This is a genomic window from Pseudomonas sp. 05N434 (genome assembly GCF_056396965.1).
Map to the genome: position 1 here is coordinate 1 of NZ_JBFTMK010000699.1, position 2,171 is coordinate 2,171.

Here is a 2,171-nt window from a genome sequence, read left to right on the forward strand (position 1 = left end):
CCGCGACGAAGACTTGACCGAAGAAGGGCTGCGAATCTTCACCAGTTTCGACCCGATCCTGCAGATGAAAGCCGAAGCCTCGGTCAACGACACGTTCAAGCGCCTGGCCGGGCGCAAGGGTTCCGATGACGTGGAAGCCGCGATGGTCGTGACCAACCCGGAAACCGGTGAGGTCCAGGCCATGATCGGCAGCCGTCAGGCGAGTTTTGCCGGTTTTAACCGTGCGTTGGACGCGGTGCGACCGATCGGCTCTTTGATCAAGCCGGCGGTTTATCTGACCGCTCTTGAAAAGCCGAGCCAGTACACGCTCACCAGTTGGCTATCGGACGACTACTTCTCGGTCAAAGGCGCGGACGGTCAGATCTGGAAACCACAGAACTATGATCGCCGTTCCCACGGCACGGTGTTCCTGTACCAAGGGTTGGCGCACTCCTACAACCTGTCGACCGCGCGTCTCGGGTTGGCGGTGGGCGTGCCGAATGTCTTGAAGACCCTGGCACGCCTGGGCGTAAGCCGCGAATTCCCGGCGTTCCCGTCGATGTTGCTCGGTGCCGGCGGTATGACCCCGATCGAAGTGGCGACCATGTACCAGACGCTGGCCAATGGCGGGTTCAATACGCCGATGCGCGGGATTCGCAGCGTACTGACTGCCGAGGGCGAGCCGCTCAAGCGTTATCCGTTCCAGATTCAGCAGCAATTTGATCCGGCGTCCATTTACCTGATCCAGAACGCCATGCAGCGCGTCATGCGCGAAGGTACCGGTAGTTCGGTTTATAACGTGTTGCCGAAAACCCTGACCCTGGCCGGTAAGACCGGTACCAGTAACGATTCGCGGGACAGCTGGTTCGCCGGTTTCAGTCAGGATCTGCTGGCCGTGGTCTGGCTGGGGCGCGATGATAATGGCAAGACACCGTTCACCGGTGCCACCGGCGCGTTGCAGGTCTGGACCAGTTTCATGCGCAAGGCCGATCCGCTGCCGCTGGACATGCCGCAACCGGACAACATTGTTCAGGCCTGGGTCGATTCGCGCACTGGTCAAGGTTCCGAAGCCAACTGCCCAGGTGCGGTGCAGATGCCGTATATTCGCGGCAGTGAACCGCCTCCCGGTGCTGCTTGCGGTGGTGAAAGCCCTGCAGAATCGGTGATGGATTGGGTCAAGGGCTGGATGAATTAAGCAAAGAGGATTTGAAGTGAACAAGTGGTTGATTCCAGCGGTGACTGCCGTGGCTTTGCTCAGCGGCTGCTCCACTGTGCAGCGTGGTTCGATCCCGGTTGAGGATGCCGGCACTGCCGTCTCCAACAGTGAGCGGATTTCGGCGAATGGCGGTTTCCGTCAGTCGACGGTGAAACGTCCTGTACAAGCTCAGACTCAGGCGATCCCGCAAGGTGACACCGGGGTCGTGGTGATGGTCCCGGGTGGTGGCGCCGTCTCCTCGGCACCGATCAGCACTTCGCCGATTACCCCAGGCCCGATTACTCCGGGGCCGATTGATACCTCGCCGGTTCAGTCGGCGCCGATCAATCAGGGTAGCTACAGCATGCCGTCGACGCCCAGCGGGATTCCTTCGGCGAACTCCGGCGGACTGTCCGCCGATGAACAACTGGACGGTCCGGTCCTGGCATTGTTGACCACCGCCCAGCAGCAACAGGCCAGTGGCGACCTTAATGGTGCATCTTCCAGCCTCGAACGTGCCCAGCGTGTTGCACCGCGCGAGCCGCAAGTACTTTATCGCTTGGCCCAGGTGCGTATGGCTCAAGGTGATGCGGCTCAGGCCGAGCAGTTTGCCCGCCGTGGCCTGACGTTCGCCAATGGGCGTCCGGATCTTCAGGCCAGCCTGTGGGAATTGATCGCCCAGGCCCGAGAGAAGCAGGGTGACCCGGCCGGTGCTGCGTTGGCTCGTCAGAAGGCCAAGGTTTCGCTGTGATGGATATGCGCTTTCCGAAGATTGCCGAACAGTTGCTGTTGATCGAGCGCGAGCTGCGCGTTCAGGGCTGGTGGGATGAAGTACCGCCGTCTGCTGAGGCGCTCTCCAGCGTTGAACCGTTTTCGGTGGATACGCTGGATTTCGAGCAATGGCTGCAATGGGTCTTCTTGCCAAGGATGAAGTCGATCCTCGAGCAGGATCTGCCATTGCCCAACGCATCAGGGATTCAGGAGATGGCCGAAATGG

The 2,171-nt window shown here is 60.6% G+C and carries 3 protein-coding genes; all 3 read left to right on the forward strand.

Annotated features, from left to right (window positions below):
• Window positions 1-1,174, forward strand: a 1,174-nt coding sequence (locus AC1DLB_RS28235; protein WP_477786109.1) for a penicillin-binding transpeptidase domain-containing protein, incomplete at its 5' end; no start/stop codon positions are given.
• 16 nt (window positions 1,175-1,190) lie between these two features.
• Window positions 1,191-1,925 (forward strand): tetratricopeptide repeat protein, encoded by a 735-nt coding sequence (locus AC1DLB_RS28240; protein WP_018930214.1) that lies wholly within the window; start codon window positions 1,191-1,193, stop codon window positions 1,923-1,925.
• A partial coding sequence (locus AC1DLB_RS28245) for a YqcC family protein (RefSeq protein WP_477786110.1) occupies window positions 1,925-2,171 on the forward strand: 247 nt, incomplete at its 3' end. The genes AC1DLB_RS28240 and AC1DLB_RS28245, both read left to right, overlap by 1 nt.